Annotated in this window: 4 protein-coding genes and 1 pseudogene; 3 read left to right on the top strand and 2 right to left on the bottom strand. The window is 59.7% G+C overall.

The genetic code is table 11. From position 1 onward, the window contains the following. Positions 1-518: pseudogene (locus E5W87_RS34910) on the top strand (threonine dehydratase); the annotation flags it as partial. Positions 519-542: 24 nt separating this feature from the next. Continuing rightward, complete coding sequence (locus E5W87_RS34905; protein WP_292408365.1) at positions 543-1097, top strand: DUF1697 domain-containing protein; 555 nt, start codon at positions 543-545, stop codon at positions 1095-1097. Between the two features lie 10 nt (positions 1098-1107). Here E5W87_RS34905 and E5W87_RS34900 read toward each other — a convergent pair whose 3' ends face one another. Together E5W87_RS34900 and gloA are read right to left on the bottom strand one after the other, a co-directional pair. Continuing rightward, entirely contained in the window at positions 1108-1401 is a 294-nt protein-coding gene (locus E5W87_RS34900; protein ID WP_292408362.1) for a DUF2218 domain-containing protein, read from the bottom strand. 145 nt (positions 1402-1546) lie between these two features. Continuing rightward, positions 1547-1987, bottom strand: a complete 441-nt coding sequence (gloA, locus tag E5W87_RS34895; protein WP_292408359.1) for a lactoylglutathione lyase — start codon at positions 1985-1987, stop codon at positions 1547-1549. Between the two features lie 239 nt (positions 1988-2226). Between gloA and E5W87_RS34890 the strand changes: the two genes are divergently transcribed. Then, positions 2227-2541, top strand: a 315-nt coding sequence (locus E5W87_RS34890) for a cold-shock protein (RefSeq protein ID WP_292408357.1), incomplete at its 3' end; no start/stop codon positions are given.

Raw genomic sequence — 2541 nt, 5'->3', positions numbered from 1 at the left:
AGCCGTTGCGGCATCTCAGGGAATTTGCCACCAACACCGTGCGGCTGATCCCGGAAAACCGGCTCTGCGCGACCATGATCGAGATGCTGAATGTCGAAGGCGTGGTGCTGGAGCCGGCCGGCGCACTGGCGATCGACGCGCTCAAGGATTTTTCGAAGAGGGAAATCAGGGGCAAGACCATCGTCGCGGTGGTTTCGGGCGGCAATTTCGATTTCGAGCGGCTGCCGGATGTGAAGGAAAGGGCGCTGCGCTTTGAGGGGCTGAAGAAGTACTTCATCATCCGTTTTCCGCAACGGCCGGGCGCGCTGCGCGATTTCCTCGAATTGCTCGGACCCGACGACGATATCGCCCGCTTCGAATATTTGAAGAAATCGGCGCGCAATTTCGGTTCGGTGCTGATCGGCATCGAAACCAAGGACCGCCGCAATTTCGAGCTGCTCAATGCGAATTTCGAGGCCGAGGGCGTTCAGTATCAGGACATCACCGACAACGAAACGCTCGCCGGGTTCATCATATGACCACCCGACTATGAGTGCCCAAATATGAGTGCCCAGGCGAAAATCTTCGTCGCGCTGTTTTCCGGCATCAATGTCGGCGGCAACCGCATGGTCAAGATGGCCGAACTCCGATCGTTCTTCGAGGAGCTCGGCTTTCGCGACGTCGCCACCTATGTGCAGAGCGGCAACGTCGTGTTCCGGTCGGCAAAGGGTGATGCCGCTACGCTGACCAAACAGCTGGAAACGGCCTTCGAGAAGAAATGGGGATTTCACTCGCGCATCATGGTGCGCGATCTCGGCTGGTTCGAGCGGCTGGTGGCGGAAAATCCCTATCCTGAGGTCGCCGGGGAGCCGACGAAGCTCCACGCCTATGTGCTGGAGCGTGAGCCGACACCCGAGGAGACGGCCCGTCTTTCGGAAAAATGCACCGGTCCCGAGCGGTTCGAGATCAGGGGTGACGTGCTTTACCTGCATGCACCGGAAGGTCTCGGCAAATCGGTGTTTGCCAATCTCATCCCGCGCACGCTGAAAGTGCCCGGCACCGCGCGCAACTGGCGCACGGTGCTGGCGCTGCTGGAGTTGGCCGGCCGAGGCGGCTGAACGTGGTCGCCTACGCCGCCGAAGCCCTTTTCCAGTCGAACGCCAGCTCTTCGCGGAAAGCGAAGCGTTTGATGTGGTCGGCGACGACCGCTTCCAGGCGCTCCAGCGAGCCGGCTTCGTCAGTAGCTACCGTGATGTGGAGCGCTGCCGCATCGGCGTCCAGAACCGTGCGGCCTAGCGTGAGATCGATTGTCCCGTGGTTCGGATCGAACTCGACGGGAAACTTGTGCGCCCAGTGCTTGCAGAGCTGCTGCAGATAGCGGCTCGCATGTTCGGTGGCGACATCGACATGGCTGGTCGGCATGAATGGATTTCTCCTGAAGCAAGCGCGCATCTTTTGGATGCGCCAATTTCGGAAGCAGGCGCGATGGCCGGACAGATAGGCGCGATCTTGAGAAACGCCATAAAATCTCAGGCCAGGTCGTACCCGCTCTCGATCTTGTGATTGGCTACCAGCTGCCGGTGTTCGGCATCGACGCCCAGGGCTCGGCCTTGGCCTTGGCGGGGCCTTTCTGCAAAAGCTCGATCGAAATGCCGTCCGGCGATTTGACGAAGGCCATGTTGCCATCGCGCGGCGGCCGGTTGATGGTGACGCCCTTGTCCATCAGCTGCTGGCAGGTGGCGTAGATGTCGTCGACCTCATAAGCGAGGTGCCCGAAATTGCGGCCGCCCTTGTAGTCTTCAGGATCCCAATTGTAGGTGAGCTCGATCAGCGGCGCCTTTTCGGCGATGCCGCTTTGCTCGTCTTCGGAAGCGGCGAGGAAGATCAGCGTGAAGCGCCCCTGTTCGTTTTCGTGGCGACGCACTTCCTTGAGGCCAAGCTTGTTGCAGTAGAAATCGAGCGATGCATCGATGTCGGCGACGCGGACCATGGTGTGCAGGTAGCGCATGGGATTTTCCTCGAAATGTTGCGTTGCGGCGGAACATAGGGGCCACCCGGCCAAAGGGCAATCGCCGATAGCCGGTCACGCCGGCAAACAACAAATCCGGTATTCCTGCAATCAACCGTGAAAAAAGGCACGTCAGGTCTTGCACACACCGGAAGCGGCAGTGTTAATCTAACGTCAAGAATCAGTTGCGGTATTCTTGGAAAAAGGGGGGCGTTCTTATGGGGGAAAAGGCCTCTTTCATGGGGCGGGACGGAACCGGTAACGACGCCTTGCAAAGGGACGAGAGCGGCGATGCGGCTGATCTTGTCGAGGTTGCGGGCGCCATCAAATGGTTCGATGTGGCCAAGGGTTACGGTTTCATTCTTCCCGATGACGGCTCTTCCGGCGATATTCTCCTCCACGTGACGTGTCTTCGAAAGGACGGTTTCCAGACCGCCTTGGAAGGCGCGCGCGTCGTCTGCCTCGTCAAGCACGGCGAGCGCGGATTGCAGGCGTTCCGTGTGCTCTCCATGGATGTCACCACAGCGGTCCATCCGGCGGAGATGCAGGATCAG

It is taken from the genome of Mesorhizobium sp., assembly GCF_004962925.1.
Classification (GTDB): Bacteria; Pseudomonadota; Alphaproteobacteria; order Rhizobiales; family Rhizobiaceae; genus Mesorhizobium.
The sequence above is the reverse complement of the archived record's forward strand: the minus strand, read 5'-3'. Positions and strand labels throughout refer to the sequence as shown.